This window comes from Pseudomonas sp. FSL R10-0399, assembly GCF_009600165.1.
Lineage (GTDB): Bacteria > Pseudomonadota > Gammaproteobacteria > Pseudomonadales > Pseudomonadaceae > Aquipseudomonas > Aquipseudomonas helleri.
The window spans coordinates 1-21171 of the sequence record NZ_WIWK01000106.1; the positions used below are offsets into that span (position 1 = coordinate 1).

Here is a 21171-nt window from a genome sequence, read left to right on the forward strand (position 1 = left end):
TGCCGAAATCCAGTTGCGCGTAGTTCTTGAGCATCAGCCACAAGCGCTCGTGCATGGGTTTGTCGAAGCCGTAATGCTTGGTGATTTCCTCGATCAGGGCCGGGTCCAGGCCCCGGCTGCTGCGGCTGGCACCCGAACCCCCGGCGGCGATTTCGCCACCACCCGCGCCAACCCCACCGCCGCTGAAGCCTTGCAAACGGGCTATGGCCTGTTCAACCGGACCGCCGGGTGCGGCCTGAACAATCAGGAAATTCACCACCAGAATGCACAGCAAGGTGGGGATGATGAGCAACAAACGTCGACTGATGTAATGCAGCATTTCAATGCTCCTTCAGCTGCGCGTTGGTTTGCGCGGTTTTGCTGACTTCCCACCAGGTGTCCAGGCCTTCATCGAACTTGGGTTCGGTGGCCGGACGGCCGAAGCGGTTCTGGTACACGGTCGGGGTGCCGATGGAGTAGTAGTTGGGAATCATGTAGTAGCCCCATTGCAGCACGCGATCGAGGGCGCGGGCGTAATGCACCATCTCCTCGCGGCTGTTGGCTTGCACCAGCCCGTCGAGCAGGGTGTCGACCGCCGGGTCGCGCAGCACAAATGAGTTGGACGAGCCAACCTGGGTGGCGCTGCCTGAACCGAACATGTCGTACATCTCGCGGCCCGGCGAGACGATGGGCTGGCCGCTGCGCGGGAACGCCACCACGATCATGTCGTAGTCGCGCGCATTGAGGCGGTTGATGTACTGCGCGGAGTCGACCTTGCGAATCTCCATGTTGATACCGATTTGCGCCAGGGTGCGTTTGTACGGCATGACCATGCGGTCAAAACCGCCCTGACCATCGAGGAAGGTGAACGTGAACGGTTCCCCTTGGGCATTCACCAGTTGGTTGTTCTTTGGCGTCCAGCCTGCCTCTTTGAGCAGCGCCAGGGCTTGCAGCTGTTTGTCGCGGATGTAGCCGCTGCCATCGGTTTTCGGCGCCTGATAGACCTGGGTGAACACCTCATCGGGGATCTTGCCGCGCAGCGGTTCAAGAATTTGTAGCTCGCGGGCGTCGGGCAGGGCGGTGGCGGCCATGTCGCTTTTCGGGAAGTAGCTCTGCAGACGCACATAGAAGTTGCGCATCATTTGTTTGTTGGTCCACTCAAAGTCCCACAACAGGCTCAACGCCTGGCGCACCCGGCGATCCTGGAACGCCGGGTTTTGCAGATTGAAGGCAAAGCCCTGGGGCGCGCCCGGTTTGTCCTTGGCAAATACCCCGCGTTGCAGGCGCCCGTCGGTCAGGGCCGGGCTGTCGTAGCCGATGCTGAAGCCGGTGGCCGAGAATTCGCGGTTGTAATCAAACGCGCCGGCTTTGAGCAGTTGCCGGGCGATGTCGGTGTCACTGTAGAAATTCACTGTCAGGCGGTCGAAGTTGTACAAGCCCTTGCTCACGGGCAAGTCTTTGGCCCACCAATCGGGGTTGCGTGCAAACGTGATGCTGCGACCCGGGTCGACGTTGGACACGGTGTACGGGCCGCTGCCCAGGGGCGGTTCGAAGCCGCCGCCATTGGCGAAGTCGCGGGTTTTCCACCAATGCTCGGGGAGAACATGCAGGCTGGCCAGGTCCAGAGCCAAGGTGCGGTTCTGGTTGCTTTTAAAGTCGAAGCGAATTTGCCTCGGGCCTTCGATGACCACGTCTTTGACCTCGCCGTAGAGCATGCGATAGCTCAGGCTGCCTTGGGTCATGAGGGTGTTGTAGGTAAAGGCCACGTCTTGCGCGGTGATGGCTGTGCCGTCGCTAAAACGAGCTTTAGGGTTGAGGTAAAAACGCACCCAAAGGCCGTCAGGGTCGCGCTCCATCTGTTGCGCTATCAGGCCGTAGACCGTGTAGGGCTCGTCCAGTGAGCGAAAGGCCAGGGGCTCATAGACCCACTGATCAACCTGCACGACGCCGGTGCCCTGGTCGACGTAGGGCACGATGTGGTTGAACTGGCCGATTTCCATCGCTGCACGGCTCAGTGAGCCGCCTTTGGGCGCGTTGGGGTTCACAAATTCAAAATGCTTGAAGTCGGCGGGGTATTTGGCCGCCTCGCCATAGACCGTCATGGCCGGGCCGGGCGCAGCGCTGACAGCCAGGCACACGCACGACAGCGCGGGCACCAGCAGCGAGCGGAGCAGGGGCATGAAAAATGAAGACATGATGGGGTTTCCTTGTGCCGCGTGTGGAGCCATCTACTGTGTTGAATAAACCCGCAGCCTTGCGCTTGGCAAGGCTGCGGGAGTCACTGTGGGAGCGGGCTTGCTCGCGATTCAGGCGATAAGGTCCTGATCCAGCACCAGGTCGATGCCATCGCGGGCAAGCCCGGCTCCCACACAATCAACGTCGTGAACGAATCAGAAGTGGTAAGTCGCACGGGCGAAGAAGGTACGGCCCAGTGGGTCGGTGTAGCGTGGATCGTAACCGCTCTGGAAGTTATAGGCCTGGTTGGTGAACGGCGGGTCGCGGTCAAACAGGTTTTTCACGCCCACGTCCAGATCGACGGTTTTGTCGAAGGTGTAACCGGCCGAAATATCCCACAAGGTGTACGACGCAACGCGGCTGTGGGTGCTTGGGTCGAAGTCGTTGTAGGCGCTGGTGAAGCGGTTGACCAGCGAGCCACGGTAAGGCCCAAGGTTCCAGGTGCCGCTCAACACGTGTTTCCAGCGCGCGACTACGCCGACACCCTGGAAGTCACCCACGTTGTCGGTGTAGTTGCCGCCAATGGTGGTCTGGTAGTCGTAGCGAGTGACGTAGGTCCCTTGCAGGCCCAGGCCAAATTGACCGTAAGGCGTGTTGGGGAATTTGTAGTCGGCGCTGACATCGACACCACTGGTTTTAACCGCACCCAGGTTGGCGTTGCCGGTTTGTACGTAGTTGATCGAGCCATCGGGGTTACGGATGTAACGGTCGGCATAGGCGTTTGGATCGTCAAATACTGTTGATTCCGGGAACTCGGCAATCTGGTTGGCGATGTGAATCCACCAGAAATCCAGGCCCACCGACAGGTCACGAACCGGTTGATAGACGAAACCAAGGGTCAGGTTGCGCGCGGTTTCTGGCGACAGGTTGGTGTTGCCGCCAGTGCGACGGTGAAACTGCTGACCGCAATCGCGGCCCGCATCGCCGCCCGGTTGCACGGTGCCGTTGGTGCACAGTTTAGGATCGTTATAGAAGCCCTGGGTGTAGGTCAGGTATTCGGGGTTGTACAGCTCATACAGCGAGGGTGCGCGGAAGCCTTCGCTGTACGCGCCGCGCACCACCAGCTCTTTGATCGGCTGGTAGCGGAACGAGTATTTCGGGTTGGTGGTGCTGCCAAAATCGCTGTATTTGTCGTGACGCACGGCGGCCGACAGTTCCAGGGTGTCCAGCACCGGTACGTTCAGTTCGGTGTACACCGCCTTCACGTTGCGGTCTGCCGAGACGCGGGCGTTAGGGTCGACGCCGAGGCTGGCCAGGTCGTCTGCGAAGGCTGCATAGCTCTGCTGGTAGGCCTCGTGACGGTATTCGCCACCGATGGCCAGCCCGGCCGGGCCTGCGCCGAACCAGTCGCCGACTTCGCGGCTGGCACGGCCATCGATACCCGACACGCGCCCTACCGAAGAGATGTACTGACCACGGTACTGGCTGGCGTCAATCAGGCGCTGGCCGGCTGCGCTTTGCGGGCCGAACGGGTTGATGATGCCATTGGCGATCCCGTCGAGCATGGCTGAGTCGCTGACAAAGCCGCCCGTGAGGCTTTCGGTGACCTGGTTCTGGTTGTACGACGCGCCGAGGTTGTAGTCCCAGCCCTTGGCCACGCCGTCAAAGCTCAGCACCACGCGCTGGCTGGTGTTCTGGTCTTTGGTTGAGCGCCCGCCCGCAGCGGTTTCGCGCCAGTTAAGGCCCACCGGTTGGCTGGGGTCAAAAGACGCGCTGGTGGAGCCGGGCGTGATGCCATTGCCCGGGAAGTACGGCGACGTCGGGTCCAGGGTGACGCCGACCAGGTTCGCCGGGGCAATGTTCACCGAGTTGTTGTTGCGCGCCCAGAAGTACTCCAGGTTGACGTTGTCTTCATCGGTGATCTTGCCGGTGGCGCGGCCGAAGAAGGAGGTCTTTTCGGTTTCAGGTAACAGGTCCAGGTAAGTGCGCGTGTTGTAGCGGCACACACCCTGGCGCGCGACCAGGTTGGGACCGTCGCAGTTGCTGGCGGACAGCGGGTTGGTGGTCACGCCATTCTGGCTGTAGTTGGCCGGGTAGGAGACGCCCGAGGTCTGGTCCAGGCCGCGGCCGGGGACGTAACTTTTCGAGAACGAGCGATCTGTGGCTTTCAAGCTGTCCTGCTTGTTGTAGCCGATCACGCCGAACACGTTGAAGCGGTCTTGCTCCAGGTCGCCGTAACCCCAACTGGCGTTAAGGTCGCGGCTGTTGCCGCCACCACTGTGACCGGGGGCTTCGCCGCCGAGGGTGAGGGTGCCGTCAGTCAGGGACTTTTTGGTGATGAAGTTGATCACCCCGCCGATGGCGTCGGTGCCGTACAACGCCGATGCGCCGTCGCGCAGGATCTCTACGCGGTCAATGGCCGCGAAGGGAATGGTGTTGATGTCGACCGCCGAGCCATCGATGGCGTTGTTGCCCAAGCGGCGGCCGTTGAGCAGCACCAAGGTTTTGTTGGAGCCGATGCCGCGCATGTCGGCAAAGCTGGCACCGCCCGATGAAGAACCCACGGAACTGGCTGCGTTGACCGTCGACTGGTTGCCGGTGACTCGCTGCAGGATTTGCGCCGTGGTGGTGACCCCTTCATTGCGCAGTTGTTCGATGTTGAGAATGGTAATGGGCACTGCCGTTTCGGCGTCTACCCGGCGAATGGCTGACCCTGTGACCTCGACGCGTTGCAGTTGTGTGGTGGGTGCAGCTGAATCATCTGTCGCAGGTGTTTCTGCCGCTTGAAGCTGGCCAGCGCTCATCCCCAGAGCGACCAGGTACAACGGCACCCAACGATGCCGTTGCAGGCTTGCAACCAATGGCTTTACGTTAAAACCAGAACGCTTACTCTGCATGGTTCCATCCGACTTTTTTAGATGTTTATTGGAATGGCCTTGTGGGCCCTCATGACTCCGGTTGGGTTGTGTCGACCCTGGCAAATCACTTTTTTCAAGCAAGCCGCTCCCCCAGTGCGGACAAACAGCGTCCGCACGCGGCCTTGGTAGTGCATGGTGACAACGGGATCTATTAACTAAGGCATGACAGCTCAATGTTAAGTTTTGTTAACTTTGATAAAGCAACCGGTGTGCCAATACGTTTAATTGATGTGAGTCATGTGAACTTTTTTATATTTTTTATATAAATAAGCGGTGCGGGGCATGCAGAGGGTTTTGAACGGGGTTTTAAACAGAAACGGGTAGCGTGAAGATTGTCTGACAATCAGGCGGGCCGTGGTTTTGCTGTTAAAAATAGAACACCTTTGAAACACTTGTTTGACAGCTATGAGTACAGTGAAGTTATTGGGTTATAGCGTTAGCGTTAAAGGATCTATGGCTGTTTTTGATTGCAGAAAAAACTGTAGGAGCGAGCTTGTCTCGCGATCTTTTATACATTCAAAAGATCGCGAGGCAAGCTCGCTCCTACAGAGGGGTTTAAAGTTCGGTAATGGTTTCGGGTTGGTCACTATCGCTTAATAAGCCATCCGACTGGTGTTGCCATAAACGGTAATACAGACCTTGTTGTTCCAGCAGTTGTGCGTGGTTGCCATCTTCAACAATCGAGCCGTTATCCAGCACAACAATGCGGTCCAGGTGGGCGAGGGTGGACAGACGATGGGCAACGACCAATACCGTCTTGTCGGCCATGATGTCGTCGAGGCTGTTCTGGATCAGGCTTTCGGTTTCGGAATCGAGGCTGGCGGTGGCTTCGTCCAGCACCAGGATCGGCGCGTTTTTAAGCAACGCCCGGGCAATGGCGATGCGCTGGCGTTGCCCGCCCGACAGTTTGACTCCGCGTTCGCCAATCAAGGCGTCGTAGCCTTCGGGCATTTGCAGAATAAACTCGTGGGCATGGGCCCGTTGCGCGGCTTGGGCGATTTGCTCATCGCTGGCCTGCACGTCGCCATAACCAATGTTTTCGCGCAGTGAGCGGTGGAACAGCCCCGGCTCCTGCGGGATCAAGGCGATGTGCGTGTGCAGCGATTGCTGGGTCATCCCCAGCACATTCAGGCCGTCGACTTCGATGGTGCCGCCTTGCGGATCATAAGAGCGTAACAACAGATTGAGCAGGGTGGATTTGCCCGAACCCGACAGGCCGACAATCCCGACCCGCTGCCCGGCCGGGATGTCCAGATTGAAGTGCCGGAAAATCGGTTTGCCGGGGTTGTAGCTGAAGTCCACATTGCGAAAGTGGATCGAGCCTTTGTCGATCAGCGCTGGTTGAGCGTCTTTGCGATCCGGCATTTCGTGGGGTTGCAGCAGCGTGTTGATGCTGTTTTCGATGTTGCCGATAAATTCGAAAAAGTGCATGAACTGCATGCTCAAGAAGCTGCACTGGGCCACGATCATCAGGCCCAGCGTGGCCACCATCACCAGTTGTCCGACATCAATCTTGCCCAGGTGCCACAGGTACAGCGCCAGTGCCACCAGGCCCACGCGCAGCACGATGGACAGGCTGTCTTGCAGCAGGCGGATTTTTTCCTGGTAGAAGAACGAGCGTTGCGCGGCCTTTTTTTCGGTGGACTGGTAGCGGCTTAAATAGCCGATTTCGAAGTCCTGGCGGGCGAACAGGCGGATGCTGCTGAGGTTGCTGACCGCGTCGACGATTTTGCCGGTGGTGACGCTGCGGGTCTTGGCGTGGTCATTGGCCAGCACCTGGGCTTTGCGTGATAGCACGTACGCGAGCAATGAGTAACTCACGACCCACACCAGCAGGCCCAGACCGAGCCAGGGCGAGGCGAGGGTGAGCAGCACCAGGCTGGTGGTCAGCACCACCAGAATCGGCAACATCTCGACGATCAATACCCACGTGGCATCCAGCAGGCCAATGCTGCCTTCGCTGATGCGCTGGGCCAGGCTGCCAGCAAAGTGTTCGCCGAAATAACGCGGTGAGTGCTGTTGCAGGTAGGCGAACAGGTCGCGGGTGATCTGCACCTTCTGTTGCGGGCGCACCATGATCATGCAGAAGGTCGCGCCGCGGGCAAACACCATCTGCGCCACGGCCAGGCCGAACAACAGGCCGAGTGCCGGGAGGCTGGCCTGGAACAAATCAGTGTGGTCCCACAGCCCTTCACTGACAGCGCCGGTGATGCGGCCGATGGCATACGGCATGAGGGTGGCCGCCATTGCGGCGCCGACCTGGAGCAAGGCAATGGCCCAATACCAACCGGGGTTCTGGCGGATGTAATGCCAGACGAAAGCCGCCGGGCGTTTAGGTGGAACAGTGATAGCACCAAACTCAGACATGACTTCCCTTTACGTAGTCGCAGAAATGCAAGCGCGCAAACGCAAGAAAGAAATGTGCCAAGTTGTTACGTTGCTAACAAAAACCACCCGTAGTCGCTGCCGAAGGCTGCGAAAGGAGTGGTTTTATGAGTGGCGTTCAACCGACGTTTATCAGGCTTTGCCGGCAGTGCAGGGTCAGTCTGGCGCCACCGCCTTTACGGCTGCCGACTTCAAGGTTAAAACCGTGCAAATTGACAATGGCCGCCACGATGGACAGGCCCAGGCCAAAGCCACTGTGTTTGTCGTCACAGCGGTAGAAGCGCTGGAACACTGCCTCACGCTCGGCCTCGGGAATACCGGGGCCGGTGTCGAGCACTTCAATCAGCGGGCTGCCGTCTTCGTTGGCGGCACGCAAGATCACTTCGCCGCCCGGAGGGGTGAATTTGATCGAGTTGCTCAACAGGTTGGCCAGTGCCTCAAACAGCAAGGCGCGGTCACCGGTCATGCCGGGAAGCGCGGGCGGGGTGTCCAGAGTCAACGTGACCTGGCCTTCTTCCGCCAGTGGCAGGTAAAAATCGTACAGTTCCTGCAGCAATGCCAGCGGGTCCAGTGGCAGGAAACCTGAGCGCCGTTGGTGGTCTTCCAGTTCGGAAATCCGCAACAGCCCACGAAAACGCGCCATCAGGGTGTCGGTTTCACCAATCACTTCGTCCAGTTGCAGCGCTTCGGGCGAGCCTTCTGCCGCTTGCTGCTGGATCCGGTACAACTGCGCGCGCAGGCGGGTGAGCGGGGTGCGCAGGTCGTGGGCGATGTTGTCGCACACGCCTTTGACTTCGTGCATCAACCGCTCAATGCGGTCGAGCATGGCGTTGACGATGGCGGCCAGCATGTCCAGCTCGTCACGCCGGTTGGACAGCGGCAAACGGTAGGTCAGGTCGCCGGAGACAATCGCCTCGGCACTGGCCTGGATCGCCCGAATGCGTTGCAACGGTCGTCGACGCAGCAGGTGCCAGCCCGCAATGCCGGGGATGATGGTCAGCGACAGGCCCCAGAACAGCGCGTGCAAGATGATCCGCGTTACCGCGAACAACGAGCCGTTATCGCGCACCAGAACCAGCAGGCGGCCATCTTGGGTTTGGGTGGCTACCGCGTCGCAACTGTCGCGCGGCAGGTCAGGGTCGTCAGAGTTGATGCAGTTGGCCAGTTCGTGGATCTGGCCATCCAGGGGCAGGTCCGGCGGAATGGCCAGGATCGGCCCGCTGATGGGCCGGTGTTGCGCATCGAACAGCCCATAAGCATCTACTGTTCGAAGATCGAACGTCATGCTGGTGGCGAGCGCGTCATCCAGTTGCTCGCCTTTAAAGCGGGCAAACAGGTGTTGGCGCTGCATCAGCGAATGCTTGGCCAGGTTGCCCAGGTAGTCCGAGACCTCGTAATACAGCACCCCCATGAGGATGCAGCTCCAGGCCACGAACAAAAAACTGTACAGCGCCAGCAGTCGGCTGCTGGAGGAGCGCCAGCCCTTAGAGGGGTTCGGCAATGACATAACCCGAGCCTCGAACGGTACGAATCAGGGGCACCAGGCCCGGCGGGTCGATTTTTTTGCGCAGGCGACCAATGTGCACGTCGATGAGGTTGGTGCCAGGGTCAAAGTGATAGCCCCAGACTTCTTCGAAAATCATCATGCGCGAGAGGATTTGCCCGGTATTGCGCATCAAAAATTCCAGCAGCTTGTACTCGGTGGGCAGCAGGCTCAGTTGCTGCTCGGAGCGGCTGGCTTCACGGGTGATCAGGTTGAGCTCAAGGTCAGCGACCCGCAACGACGTTTCGTGCTTGTCGACCGGGCTTTTACGGCGCAGCAAGACTTCAACCCGGGCGGCCATTTCGTCGCTGGCAAAGGGTTTGGTCAGGTAGTCATCGCCACCGGCGCGCAAGCCGCGTACCCGCTCGTCCACATCGGAGAGGGCGCTGATCATCAGAATCGGCGTGCTGACCCCAATGGTGCGCAGCGTGGTTACAATCGCCAGGCCGTCCAGCTCGGGGAGCATGCGGTCCAGGGTAATCAGGTCATAATCGCCACTCACGGCGCGAACCAGGCCCTCACGGCCATTGGCGACCCAGTCAACTTCCAGCCCGTGGCTACTCAGTTCAGCCACGATCTCTTTCGCCGTTACGGCATCATCTTCGATGGTCAAAATGCGCGTCATACCGTCACCTGATTGGCCTTTGTCAACAGTGAGCACATTTTGCCCACAAAAAGCTGAAACGTTTCTTAATTATTCTTCATGTTCAGCCCGGCGTCAGGATAGGGTAGCCGAGATCGTGTTTGATGCCCGTACACTGTCGCGTTGAGGTATAACCCGTCAGCGCTTTTGACTTAGGACCCTGTGTTATGCAAACCCCCACGCAACGGCCGCTGTGGCAGATCTATCTGATCTTTCTGGCGCCGATGGTGCTGTCCAATTTTCTGCAGAGTTTTTCCGGCACCCTCAACGGGATTTACGTGGGTCAATTGCTCGGTACCCAGGCGCTGGCAGCGGTCTCGGGTATGTTTCCGATTGTGTTTTTCTTTATTGCGCTGGTTATCGGCCTGGGCGCCGGTGCCTCGGTGTTGATCGGTCAGGCCTGGGGTGCGCGTGAGACCTCGATGGTCAAACAGATCACTGGTGCCACGCTGACCTTGGGTGCGTTGGTCGGGTTGCTGGCGGCTGTGCTCGGCAGCCTCTTTGCGCGCCCGGCGATGCAGGCGCTGGGCACGCCGGTTGACGTGCTCGACGAGGCCGTTGGCTATGCGCGGGTGATGATGCTGATCATGCCGTTGCTGTTGGTGTTTATTCTCTTCACCCAGTTGCTGCGCGGGGTCAGTGACACCGTGTCGCCGTTGCTCGCGCTAATGGTTTCAACGGCCGTGGGCTTGCTGCTGACCCCGGCGCTGATCCTCGGCTGGGCCGGTTTGCCGCAGATGGGCATCCAGAGCGCGGCGGTGGCGGGGCTGTTTGGTAACGTGCTGGCGATGGTGTTTTTGGTGTTGCGTTTACGTCATAAAAACCACGTGATGGCGCCGGATTGCGAATTGTGGCTGGCGTTGCGCCTGAACCGCGAAATCCTCGCCAAAGTGCTGCGCATCGGCTTGCCGACGGGCCTGCAAATGGTGGTGCTGTCGCTGTCGGAGCTGGTGATCCTGGCGCTGGTCAACAGCCATGGCTCGCAAGCCACAGCGGCGTATGGGGCGGTGACGCAAATCGTCAACTACGTGCAGTTCCCGGCCCTGTCGATTGCCATTACCGCGTCCATTCTTGGCGCACAAGCGATCGGTGCCGGGCGCATCGAGCGTATCGGGCCGATTTTGCGCACCGGTTTGCTGATCAACCTGTGCCTGACCGGCACCTTGATCCTGCTGGGGTATGTGCTGTCCGACTGGTTGCTGGGGTTGTTTATCACCGACGCGCAAGCGCACATGCGTGCCGGGCACCTGCTGCACATCATGCTCTGGAGCATTCTGGTGTTCGGCTTTCAGTCGGCCATTGGCGGCATCATGCGTGCCAGCGGCGTGGTGCTGGTGCCGATGAGCATCACCGTGTTTTGCGTGCTGTGCATCGAGCTGCCGGTGGCGTATGCGCTCAACGCACACTTTGGGCTGGAGGGCGTGTGGATGGCCTTCCCGGTGACGTACATCGCGATGCTCATCATGCAGACCGCCTATTACCGACTGGTTTGGCGGCATAAACCGATTCAGCGGTTGGTCTAGGGCTGGCTTTTTGACTGGCGCTGCTTAAGATGGCCGACACTTGACTGTCATCGGCCTGGGATCGGCGCCAATGTTGAACAAAGACACCATCTCTATCCAGTTGGTGCGCGAAGCGCTGTTGCAAAGCTGTGCAACCTCCGGCGCCATGCACGAAGTGCTGCAAAAGGTCGGCATTGACCCGGCGCTGTTGGACGCGCCGCACGCGCGCGTACCAGCCATTGCCTATGCGCGCATGTGGCGGCTGTTGGCGCGGCGCCTTGATGACGAGTTTTTCGGCATGGACCCGCGCAAACTGCGTGCGGGCAGCCTGGAGTTTATGTGCCGCTCGGCCATGGCCCAGCCCACCCTCGCGCAGGGCGTGGAGCTGGTGCTGGGTTTTTTGTCGCTGATGCTTGAGCGGTTGCCGGCGCGGCTGGTACGCCAGCAGAGCGTGGCAGAAATCGTCTTGCATGAGCCTGAAGGGCAGTCCAGCCGTGCCTTCACCTACTTTGCCTACTGGATGATCGTGCACGGCGTGACCTGTTGGCTGGCGGGGCGGCGGATCCCGATTCTGGCCATTGAGTTGCGCTGTGCCCAGCCTGATTACTGTGGCGACTATGAGGTGATGTTTTCCGAGAACCTGCGTTTTGATCGGCCGCGCACACGGATGATCTTTGCGGCCGATTACCTGGATGCGCCGATCAAGCGCAGTAACGAAGAGTTGCAACGGTTTTTGGCCCAGGCCCCCGCCAACATCCTGGTCAAATACCGCGATCCGCAAAGCCTGGCGAGCCAGATCAAACAAGACCTTCGACAGCTACCTGCCGAGCAGTGGCCTGAAACCCAAGGCATGGCGCAAAGCCTGTACCTGTCGGCTTCTACCTTGCGGCGACGTCTGGCCGAAGAGGGGCAAACCTTCCAGGGGCTCAAGGACGGCGTGCGTAAAGAGTTGGCGATTGGTTGGCTGGCTGAACCGGACCTCAGTTTTGCGGACATCGCCCTGCGTTTGGGCTTTGCCGATACCAGCTCGTTTTACAAAGCCTTTCGCAAATGGTCCGGTACCAACCCGGGGCACTACCGCAGTCTGATTTTGAGCGGTAGCTGAGGGATTACTTGTTCGCTTTGATGGTTGCTACATCTGCAGCTTTGACCTTGATGTGCTTGCCGGCGATATCCTCGAACTCATAAAAGCCGCTGGTACTTTTGGTGTTGGGCATGTCTTTGGTCAGGTACTGCGTGCCGTTTTGCAAGGTCACCACAGTGGGGGTTGCGCAACCAGCCAGTGCCAAAACCGCCACCATGACCACTGGCAAACCGATAATGCTGATCTTCATACGACGTGTACCTTGAACTGTCTGCGAATTAAGTGTTGAGCCCGCTGAACGCTACGTCTGGATCAGCGATGGAAAAAGGGCCGATTTTTTCAGCGCGCTTTATACCAACCCTACGTTGGGTATTGAAGCGCAATGATATACAAGGCCAAGCGTGTGGCTTGCCTGATTACCTGTCGGTTCCCTGTCAGTGCAGCTCGTGCCTCTGCTCCTTGAGAGTGGTGATTATTAGACGCCTTTTTCAGACTTGGTTCGCTTAGACCTACGATTAAAACGGAATTTTCGTGTGGGTAGCTTCCGTAAAGCGCTTTACTGCATATATTTAACCCGCACCTCTTTCTAAAAGGACTGTAGTGGATGTCTCGTGGGCCATTGGAAACGTCGAAAACCTCCCCGTTTGTGCGCGTGCGGGCCTTGCGTAACCGTGTGGGTTTGACGTTTGTCGCCTGTTTGTCGGTGCTGGCGGGGATGACCGATGCCATCGGTTTTCTGGCGGTCGGTGATTTCATTTCGTTTATGAGCGGTAATACCACGCGGCTGGCCGTGGGAATTGCCCAGGGCGATACACAGGTGATCTTGCGCCTGGGCTTTGCGGTACTGGCGTTTGTTGCCGGGAATGCGCTGGGAGTGGTATTTGCACGCTGGGGCGGCCGCCGGGCTTTGCCTTTGATGCTGCTGATTTCGGCATTGCTGTGCACGGCGGCTTTGTTGCCATTGCAGTCGCAAGTGACGGTATTGCTGACGGCAGTGCTGGCCATGGGCATGGTCAATGCGGCGGTCGAGCAGGTGAATGGCTTGCAGGTGGGGCTGACTTATGTGACGGGTGCGTTGTCGCGGTTTGGTCGTAGCCTGGGGCGCTGGATACTGGGTGAGCGGCGGCCCAACTGGCATTTGCAGGTAGTGCCGTGGACGGGCATGTTGGCCGGTGCCGTCGCGGGGGCGGCGCTGGAGTCGCAATTCGGCATCCGGGCCCTGTTGTTCAGTGCGGGGCTGGCGGCGTTCCTGGGGCTGGTATCGCTAAAAATCCCGCGTAGCTGCCAACGTGATTACATGCCGCGGTAGCGCGTTCTTGTAGCAGTTGACGAGCCTTGCGAGGCTACGTCCGGTTGCGCAGCAGCCGTAAAGCCTTCGGGGCCAAGATCAAAAGATCGCGAGGCAAGCTCGCTCCTACAGGGGGGAGAGGGGCGTTCTTGTCTACACCTTGGATAATCCGGACTTAACTAAATAAAGTACATCCCGTATATCTCGCAAAATTTTGGAACACTCTGCTGTCAGATCCTGGCTGTGGCTTTTTGAGTTAGCGTGTAGTTTGCCCGACGTTGTTATTAATGCATTGGCTTAAAACAAAATTAAAGGCCAATTGCTATTATTTTGTTCAAGGGGCTAAACATGCTGAGTATTGCGCCAGGAAAAACGTTTATCGCTGCATGCTTTGTTTGCGTTGTTTCAACCAGCAGTGTGGCCAGTACGGCACCTGCGGACCCACTGCATATTGCCGGTCACTATAAGTGCACGGGGTTTGACAGCCATGACGGCCCTTTAAAGGGGGATCTTGTATTGACGCTTGATGATGAGGCCAGTCAGTTTGAGAAAAGTTTTGGCACGTATCGATTAACGCTCAATGTTGGAACTGAGCAAGTACCCATTACTTACTCTGGGTATGCCGCTGCGCAAGGGCAGTTATTGTCGATCTACTTTGCCAATGACAGCGCTGAGGCGCCGACAGACCGTGGCGTTGGGCTTGGCGTCATCACCCACGATCAGGACAGTCAAGGCCATTACACGACGACTCTGCACAAATCCTATTATCTGCCCGACTATATGCGCGGTAGCCAAGAGGGGTATGGGCCTGGTGGTCGAGGCACTGAAACGTGTATTAAAACGCCGTCTATTTAATACCCATAAAAAACCCCGGAGGTTATCCGGGGTTTTTATCGGGCGGACGTTATCAGCTGTAGCTGTTAACTTTAACCAGGGCTTGCTCGGTTTGAGCTTTTTCCCAGGTCAGTGTCAATGTTTGCAGCACGCGCGCAATAAACTCTTTATCGGCAGCGGCTTTTTTGCCCACGTAGCCTTGGCCACGACGGTACATCTTGAGATGAGCTCGCATGTGTGGGCGCTCTTTCTCGAATTGGGTTTCTTCCTTGCACGCAACAACCGGTTCAATACGTACAGTGCCTTCATTGCACACCCACAGAATGTGGTCGTTCAGCGTGTCTTTCTGAGCAGCGAAGAGTCGAGCCAGCTCGTTAACAGTCGGTTGATTATTCAGGTTCATAGCTAACTCCTTGACCACTCGTTGATCTGTCTAATTGATTCGCGCAACTGCACATGCAGCGCTACGTAATATCCATCTAAAGCAGATCTGGCCTTGAGTCCGGCAGATGTAGTAGTGAAATAAAACACTACAACATGCTGCTTACAGCGAGGGAGAGCAACGTTAGCCAGGATGCTTGAGCGACATGTCGCATCACCACAAGCCTCTTGAGGACGTTTCGCTAGCCTCTCACGCCTTAAACTCGGACGATCAAGCCAGGTCAGCTTCATCAATTCTGCCTTGTGGGCAGTACCTATCCCGGAACAGCCCGACAGCTCGTCGAGCATGCTTGCAACAACCCTTTCCAGCGCTTCCGGTGGGGAAGACGTCTGCATAATGCGATGGGAAATTCGTGTCGTCAACAAATATGTAGTGTTTATTTTTAGGCACTACATATGTGACTGACGGGTCGTTTTTCAGCAAGCCGGTCATCCCCGGCAAGTGCTTGCGCCCGCTGTTGCAGGCTTAAAGAGGGCACGGGTGTTTGATTGGCCAAAACAGTCAGCCAGCTTGAGCGGTTTGACTATTGTTGTAGAGCCTTGCCGAGGCGACTATCAGTGGGACTTTTCACGGTTCCCACTCCAACAATAAAGACCGAGGGATTCTGCTGATGCGCGACTATCTGACCGCGATGAATGACTTTGACTACCAACGGACGGTGGCTGGTGCACTGAACGGCCATTTGTCTGCACTCAATGCCTGCGTTGAGTGCTGCGACCGGCACGCTTTGCCAGGGCGTATTGCGCTGTTCTGGGAAGGGCGCGACGCCAGTAGCGCCACGTATACCTTCACCGATTTGCAGGACAAGGCCGCGCGCTTTGCCAACTTCTTGCTGGCCCAGGGCGTGAAGCAGGGCGACAAGGTCGCGGGCTTGTTACCACGCAATGTCGAGTTGCTGGTGGTGGTCTTTGCCACCTGGCGCATCGGCGCGATCTATCAACCGCTGTTCACTGCCTTCGGCCCCAAAGCCATTGAGCACCGTCTTAACAGTTCAGGTGCTGCGCTGGTGGTCACCGACGCGGTCAACCGTCCCAAACTTGATGAAGTCAACGACTGCCCGGCCATCGTCACGGTGGCTGGCGCCAAAGGCCAGGGACTCGTGCGCGGCGATTTCAGTTTCTGGGCTGAGCTGGACAATTATCCGGCCGTCTGTGAACCGGTGCTGCTGAGTGGGGAAGACCCGTTTCTGTTGATGTTTACGTCGGGCACTACCGGCCCGGCCAAGCCGCTGCTGGTGCCGCTCAAGGCCATCGTCGCATTCCAGAGTTACACCCGCGATGCGGTGGATCTGCGCCCTGAGGACTCGTTCTGGAACCTCGCTGACCCAGGCTGGGCCTACGGGATTTACTTCGGGATCACCGGGCCGTTGTCGATGGGCCATCCGATCACGCTTTACGACGGGCCGTTTACCGTCGAAAGCACCTGCCGGGTCATCAAGAAATACGGCATTACCAACCTCACGGGCTCCCCGACCGCCTACCGCATGCTGATCGCTGCCGGCGAGGCGTTTTCAAGCAAGATCAAAGGCCAGTTGCGGGCTGTCAGCAGCGCCGGTGAACCGCTTAACCCGGAAGTCATTCGCTGGTTCGGCGAAGAGCTCAACGTCACCATTCATGATCACTACGGTCAAACCGAGGTCGGCATGGTGCTGTGCAATCACCATGGCCTGGAGCACCCGGTGCATATGGGCGCAGCCGGCTTTGCTTCGCCTGGCCACCGGATTGTGGTGCTGGATGACAACCATCAGGAACTGCCGGTGGGGCAGCCGGGGATTCTGGCCGTTGATCGCAGCCAGTCGCCGATGTGCTGGTTTGGCGGCTATGAAGGTTTCACCACCAAAGCGTTTGTCGGCAATTACTACTTGAGCGGCGACACCGTGGAGTTGAACCCGGACGGCAGTATCAGCTTTGTCGGGCGCAGCGATGACGTGATCACCACCTCGGGCTATCGCGTCGGCCCGTTCGACGTAGAAAGCGCCTTGATCGAACACCCGGCAGTGGTCGAAGCCGCTGTCGTCGGCAAACCCTGCCCGGAGCGTACCGAAGTGGTCAAAGCGTTTGTGGTGCTGAGCCCTCAATACCTGGGCGATGCGCAACTGGCCGAAACCTTGCGCTTGCACGTGCGCCAGCGGCTGGCGGCGCATGCCTACCCCCGTGAAGTTGAATTTGTCAGTGAATTGCCGAAGACCCCGAGCGGCAAGTTGCAGCGCTTTATTTTGCGCAATCAAGAAATCGCCAAGGCTGAACAGGCGCTAAGCGCCAAAGTTACAGCCTGAAATCCAGTCGTCAGGAACCCTTATGCAAATTGAAAACAAGGTATTTATCGTCACCGGTGGTGCGTCCGGATTAGGCGCCGCAACGGCAGAAATGCTGATTAAAGCGGGCGCCAAAGTGATGCTGGTTGATCTGAATGCCGATGCCGTGGCCGCCCAGGCGCGCACGCTGGGCGCGCAGAGTACGGTCGCCGATATCAGCCAGGCGGATGCCGCTCAGGCGGCCGTGGAGGCCACCGTTGCGGCATTTGGCGGGGTCAATGGCCTGGTCAACTGCGCCGGGATTGTACGCGGTGAAAAAATCCTCGGTAAAAACGGCCCGCATGGGCTGGAGAGCTTCAGCCAGGTGATTAACGTTAACCTGATCGGCAGTTTCAACATGCTGCGTCTGGCGGCAGCAGCCATTGCCGAAACCGCTGCGGATGCTGACGGCGAACGCGGAGTGATCATCAACACCGCGTCGGTGGCGGCGTTTGACGGGCAGATTGGTCAGGCCGCTTATGCCGCTTCCAAGGGCGCCATTGCCAGCCTGACCTTGCCTGCCGCACGCGAGCTGGCCCGTTACGGGATCCGTGTGATGACCATCGCCCCCGGCATTTTTGAAACGCCGATGATGGCCGGCATGACCCCTGAAGTCCGTGATTCGCTGGCCGCCGGTGTGCCGTTTCCGCCGCGCTTGGGCAAGCCTGCCGAGTACGCGTCGCTGGTACGCCACATCATTGAAAACAGCATGCTCAATGGTGAGGTTATCCGTCTCGACGGTGCCTTGCGCATGGCCGCCAAATAAGAGGTGAGAAATGACTTTAGCCAATGATCCGATTGTCATTGTCAGCGCGGTACGAACGCCCATGGGCGGGTTTCAGGGCGACTTCAAAGGCTTGACCTCGCCGCAGCTTGGCGCCGCAGCCATCAGTGCCGCGGTTGAGCGCGCGGGCATTGCGCCGAGCAGCGTGGATGAAGTGCTGTTTGGCTGCGTGCTGTCTGCCGGTCTGGGCCAGGCGCCTGCACGTCAAGCCGCTTTGGGCGCCGGGCTGGACAAGGGCACGCGCTGCACCACGCTGAACAAAATGTGCGGGTCGGGCATGCAGGCAGCCATTCTGGCCCATGATCAACTGCTGGCCGGCAGTGCCGAGGTGATCGTTGCGGGCGGTATGGAGAGCATGTCCAACGCGCCGTATTTGCTGGACCGGGCACGCAGCGGGTATCGCATGGGCCACGGTCGGGTGCTCGATCACATGTTCCTCGATGGCCTCGAAGACGCTTACGACCGAGGCCGCTTGATGGGCACCTTTGCTGAAGATTGCGCACAGGCCCATGGCTTTAGCCGCGAAGCTCAGGATGATTTTGCGGTGGCGTCGCTGACCCGTGCCCAGCAAGCGATCAAGGACGGCAGCTTCAGCGCCGAGATCGTGCCGGTGCAGGTCACGGTGGGTAAAGAGCAGCGTCTGATCAGCGATGACGAACAACCTCCCAAGGCCAATCTGGCGAAAATCCCGACGTTGAAACCGGCGTTCCGTGAGGGCGGTACGGTGACAGCGGCCAACTCCAGTTCGATCTCCGATGGTGCGGCGGCGTTGGTGCTGATGCGCCGCTCCGAGGCGCAGAAACGTGGCCTCAAGCCGCTGGCGGTAATCCATGGGCATGCAGCGTTTGCCGACGAGCCGGGGCTGTTCCCGACTGCGCCGATTGGCGCGATCAAGCGGTTGTTGAGCAAGACTGGCTGGGACCTGTCCGAGATCGACCTGTTTGAAATCAATGAAGCGTTTGCGGTGGTGACTCTGGTGACCATGAGCGAGCTGGACATCCCCCATAACAAGGTCAACGTCTACGGCGGGGCTTGCGCGCTGGGGCATCCGATCGGTGCTTCGGGCGCACGGATTCTGGTGACATTGCTCTCGGCCTTGCGCCAGAAACAGTTGAAGCACGGTATTGCAGCTGTCTGCATTGGCGGCGGCGAAGCCACGGCGATTGCCGTGGAATGCCTGTATTAAGGAGTTTTATGCTGCCTGCATCTGAACACATACAAATTCGCGAAGCGGCCCGGCAGTTTGCCCAAGAGCGCTTGAAACCCTTTGCGCCAGAGTGGGACAAGCAACATCGCTTCCCCCGTGAAGCGGTCAACGAAATGGCCGAGCTGGGCTTTTTCGGCATGTTGGTGCCCGAAGAGTGGGGCGGTTGCGACACCGGCTATCAAGCCTACGCGATGGCCCTGGAAGAAATCGCCGCGGGTGATGGCGCCTGCTCGACGATCATGAGCGTGCACAACTCGGTGGGCTGCGTGCCGATTCTCAAATACGGCACCGAGCAGCAGAAGCGCGAGTTCCTCGTGCCCTTGGCCAGCGGTGCCATGCTCGGCGCGTTCGCCTTGACTGAACCGCAAGCCGGTTCTGATGCCAGCGACCTGAAAACCCGAGCGCGTCTTGAGGGCGATCATTACGTCCTTAATGGCTGCAAACAGTTCATCACTTCGGGGCAAAACGCCGGGGTGGTGATTGTGTTCGCGGTCACGGATCCGTCGGCGGGCAAGCGCGGTATCAGCGCGTTTATTGTGCCCACCGATTCACCCGGCTACAGCGTGGCGCGGGTAGAAGACAAGCTGGGGCAACATGCTTCGGACACCTGCCAGATCCTTTTTACCGACCTTAAAGTGCCCGTGGCTAATCGCTTGGGCGAGGAAGGGCAGGGCTACAAAATCGCCTTGAGCAACCTTGAAGGCGGGCGCATTGGTATTGCTTCGCAGGCGGTCGGCATGGCCCGCGCAGCCTTTGAAGCGGCGCGTGATTATGCCCGTGAGCGGGTGACCTTCGGCCAGCCGCTGGTTGAGCATCAGGCGGTAGCGTTTCGTCTGGCAGACATGTCGACAGAAATCGCCGTCGCCCGGCAAATGGTCCAGTACGCGGCGGCTCTGCGCGACAGCGGCCAGTCGGCGCTGGTCGAAGCGTCGCAGGCCAAGCTGTTCGCCTCGGAGATGGCAGAGCGGGTGTGTTCCAAGGCGTTGCAAACCTTGGGAGGTTATGGCTATTTGAACGACTTCCCGCTGGAGCGGATCTATCGCGATGTGCGGGTGTGCCAGATCTACGAAGGCACCAGCGATATTCAGCGCATGGTCATTTCGCGCAATCTTTGAATTGAGGACGTTATCGATGAGCTACGAAACCATTTTGTTGGACATTCACGGGCAAGTAGGCCTGATCACGCTGAACCGGCCGCAGGCGTTGAATGCGCTCAACGCGCAGTTGGTAAGCGAAGTGAATCACGCCCTGGACGGCCTGGAAGCGGATAACAACATTGGCTGCATCGTGATCACCGGCTCGAAAAAAGCTTTCGCTGCCGGGGCCGATATCAAGGAAATGGCGGAGCTGACATACCCGCAGATTTACCTTGAAGACCTGTTCTCGGACAGCGATCGGGTATCGACCCGACGCAAGCCGATCATTGCAGCGGTGGCCGGTTTTGCCTTGGGCGGCGGCTGTGAGTTGGCGATGATGTGCGATTTTATTCTGGCCGGTGACAATGCCAAATTTGGTCAGCCGGAAATCAACCTCGGCGTATTGCCGGGCATGGGCGGCACCCAGCGCCTGACCCGCGCCGTGGGCAAGGCCAAGGCAATGGAAATGTGCCTGAGCGGGCGTTTGATGGATGCAAACGAGGCTGAGCGTTCGGGCCTGGTGGCGCGGGTAATCCCGGTGGACGAGTTGCTGGAAGAAGCGCTGAAAGTGGCCGCTACCATTGCCAAAAAATCCCTGCCGGTGCTGATGCTGACCAAGGAAAGCGTCAACCGTGCGTTTGAAGTTAACCTGACCGAAGGCGTGCGTTTTGAGCGCCGGGTTTTCCACTCGCTGTTCGCCACCCATGACCAGAAAGAAGGCATGGCGGCGTTCGTCGGCAAGCGCGAAGCGCAGTTCAAGAACAGCTAAGCGTCTGCGCAACCCACTGTAGGAGCGAGCTTGTCTCGCGATCTTTTGATCTTGATCTGGCCTTTGATCTGAGAGGCCCCGTCAACCATGTGTCCGGTCTCTACAACTTTTTAATCGGCATAGGAGGCGGCCATCTGGCCGCGCCCCTGCCACACCACCCGGCATGCGGGTCCGCACCGGGCGGTTCGA

Annotated in this window: 16 protein-coding genes and 1 pseudogene; 9 read left to right on the top strand and 8 right to left on the bottom strand. The window is 58.7% G+C overall.

Going from position 1 to position 21171, the window contains the following annotated elements:
- The 6 genes and pseudogenes from GHO41_RS23370 to GHO41_RS23395 all read right to left on the bottom strand — a co-directional run.
- Nucleotides 1–319, bottom strand: a pseudogene (locus GHO41_RS23370) (peptide ABC transporter permease); the annotation flags it as partial.
- Between the two features lies 1 nt (nucleotide 320).
- A complete protein-coding gene (locus GHO41_RS23375) occupies nucleotides 321–2174 on the bottom strand; it encodes an extracellular solute-binding protein (protein WP_153434771.1) in 1854 nt (617 codons plus the stop codon).
- Between the two features lie 195 nt (nucleotides 2175–2369).
- Nucleotides 2370–5153: a TonB-dependent receptor gene (locus tag GHO41_RS23380; RefSeq protein WP_178126560.1), complete on the bottom strand. Its 2784-nt coding sequence runs from the start codon at nucleotides 5151–5153 to the stop codon at nucleotides 2370–2372.
- Between the two features lie 474 nt (nucleotides 5154–5627).
- Nucleotides 5628–7439: an ABC transporter ATP-binding protein gene (locus GHO41_RS23385; RefSeq protein ID WP_178126561.1), complete on the bottom strand. Its 1812-nt coding sequence runs from the start codon at nucleotides 7437–7439 to the stop codon at nucleotides 5628–5630.
- A gap of 136 nt (nucleotides 7440–7575) precedes the next feature.
- Nucleotides 7576–8964 carry a HAMP domain-containing sensor histidine kinase gene (locus GHO41_RS23390; protein WP_153434773.1) on the bottom strand — a complete coding sequence of 463 codons (1389 nt, stop codon included), beginning with the start codon at nucleotides 8962–8964 and terminating at the stop codon, nucleotides 7576–7578.
- The gene (locus GHO41_RS23395) at nucleotides 8942–9625 is read right to left on the bottom strand and encodes a response regulator transcription factor (RefSeq protein ID WP_153330680.1); all 684 of its coding nucleotides are present in this window, start codon (nucleotides 9623–9625) and stop codon (nucleotides 8942–8944) included. The genes GHO41_RS23390 and GHO41_RS23395 overlap by 23 nt, the downstream gene beginning before the upstream one ends.
- A 185-nt stretch (nucleotides 9626–9810) precedes the next feature.
- On the opposite strand from GHO41_RS23395, the gene GHO41_RS23400 reads away from it, so the two are divergent.
- Together GHO41_RS23400 and GHO41_RS23405 are read left to right on the top strand one after the other, a co-directional pair.
- Nucleotides 9811–11166: an MATE family efflux transporter gene (locus GHO41_RS23400; RefSeq protein ID WP_153434774.1), complete on the top strand. Its 1356-nt coding sequence runs from the start codon at nucleotides 9811–9813 to the stop codon at nucleotides 11164–11166.
- A gap of 70 nt (nucleotides 11167–11236) precedes the next feature.
- Entirely contained in the window at nucleotides 11237–12250 is a 1014-nt protein-coding gene (locus tag GHO41_RS23405) for an AraC family transcriptional regulator (protein WP_153434775.1), read from the top strand.
- A 4-nt stretch (nucleotides 12251–12254) separates the two neighbouring features.
- On the opposite strand, the gene GHO41_RS23410 is transcribed toward GHO41_RS23405, so the two are convergent.
- Complete coding sequence (locus GHO41_RS23410; protein WP_048391386.1) at nucleotides 12255–12479, bottom strand: YgdI/YgdR family lipoprotein; 225 nt, start codon at nucleotides 12477–12479, stop codon at nucleotides 12255–12257.
- 354 nt (nucleotides 12480–12833) lie between these two features.
- On the opposite strand from GHO41_RS23410, the gene GHO41_RS23415 reads away from it, so the two are divergent.
- Nucleotides 12834–13538: a YoaK family protein gene (locus tag GHO41_RS23415; RefSeq protein WP_153434776.1), complete on the top strand. Its 705-nt coding sequence runs from the start codon at nucleotides 12834–12836 to the stop codon at nucleotides 13536–13538.
- A 327-nt stretch (nucleotides 13539–13865) separates the two neighbouring features.
- On the top strand, nucleotides 13866–14372 hold the full coding sequence (locus tag GHO41_RS23420; protein ID WP_153434777.1) for a hypothetical protein: 507 nt from the start codon (nucleotides 13866–13868) through the stop codon (nucleotides 14370–14372).
- A gap of 52 nt (nucleotides 14373–14424) precedes the next feature.
- On the opposite strand, the gene GHO41_RS23425 is transcribed toward GHO41_RS23420, so the two are convergent.
- Nucleotides 14425–14754 carry a hypothetical protein gene (locus tag GHO41_RS23425; protein WP_048369992.1) on the bottom strand — a complete coding sequence of 110 codons (330 nt, stop codon included), beginning with the start codon at nucleotides 14752–14754 and terminating at the stop codon, nucleotides 14425–14427.
- A gap of 649 nt (nucleotides 14755–15403) precedes the next feature.
- Here GHO41_RS23425 and GHO41_RS23430 point away from each other — a divergent pair.
- The 5 genes from GHO41_RS23430 to GHO41_RS23450 are packed head-to-tail and all read left to right on the top strand — an operon-like array spanning nucleotide 15404 to nucleotide 20982.
- Nucleotides 15404–17068, top strand: a complete 1665-nt coding sequence (locus GHO41_RS23430; RefSeq protein ID WP_153374622.1) for an AMP-binding protein — start codon at nucleotides 15404–15406, stop codon at nucleotides 17066–17068.
- Between the two features lie 22 nt (nucleotides 17069–17090).
- Entirely contained in the window at nucleotides 17091–17852 is a 762-nt protein-coding gene (locus GHO41_RS23435) for an SDR family NAD(P)-dependent oxidoreductase (RefSeq protein ID WP_153330068.1), read from the top strand.
- 10 nt (nucleotides 17853–17862) lie between these two features.
- Nucleotides 17863–19056: an acetyl-CoA C-acyltransferase gene (locus tag GHO41_RS23440; protein WP_153434778.1), complete on the top strand. Its 1194-nt coding sequence runs from the start codon at nucleotides 17863–17865 to the stop codon at nucleotides 19054–19056.
- A gap of 8 nt (nucleotides 19057–19064) precedes the next feature.
- On the top strand, nucleotides 19065–20192 hold the full coding sequence (locus GHO41_RS23445) for an acyl-CoA dehydrogenase (RefSeq protein ID WP_153434779.1): 1128 nt from the start codon (nucleotides 19065–19067) through the stop codon (nucleotides 20190–20192).
- A 16-nt stretch (nucleotides 20193–20208) separates the two neighbouring features.
- A complete protein-coding gene (locus GHO41_RS23450; protein ID WP_048370000.1) occupies nucleotides 20209–20982 on the top strand; it encodes an enoyl-CoA hydratase in 774 nt (257 codons plus the stop codon).
- Nucleotides 20983–21171 lie beyond the last annotated feature (189 nt).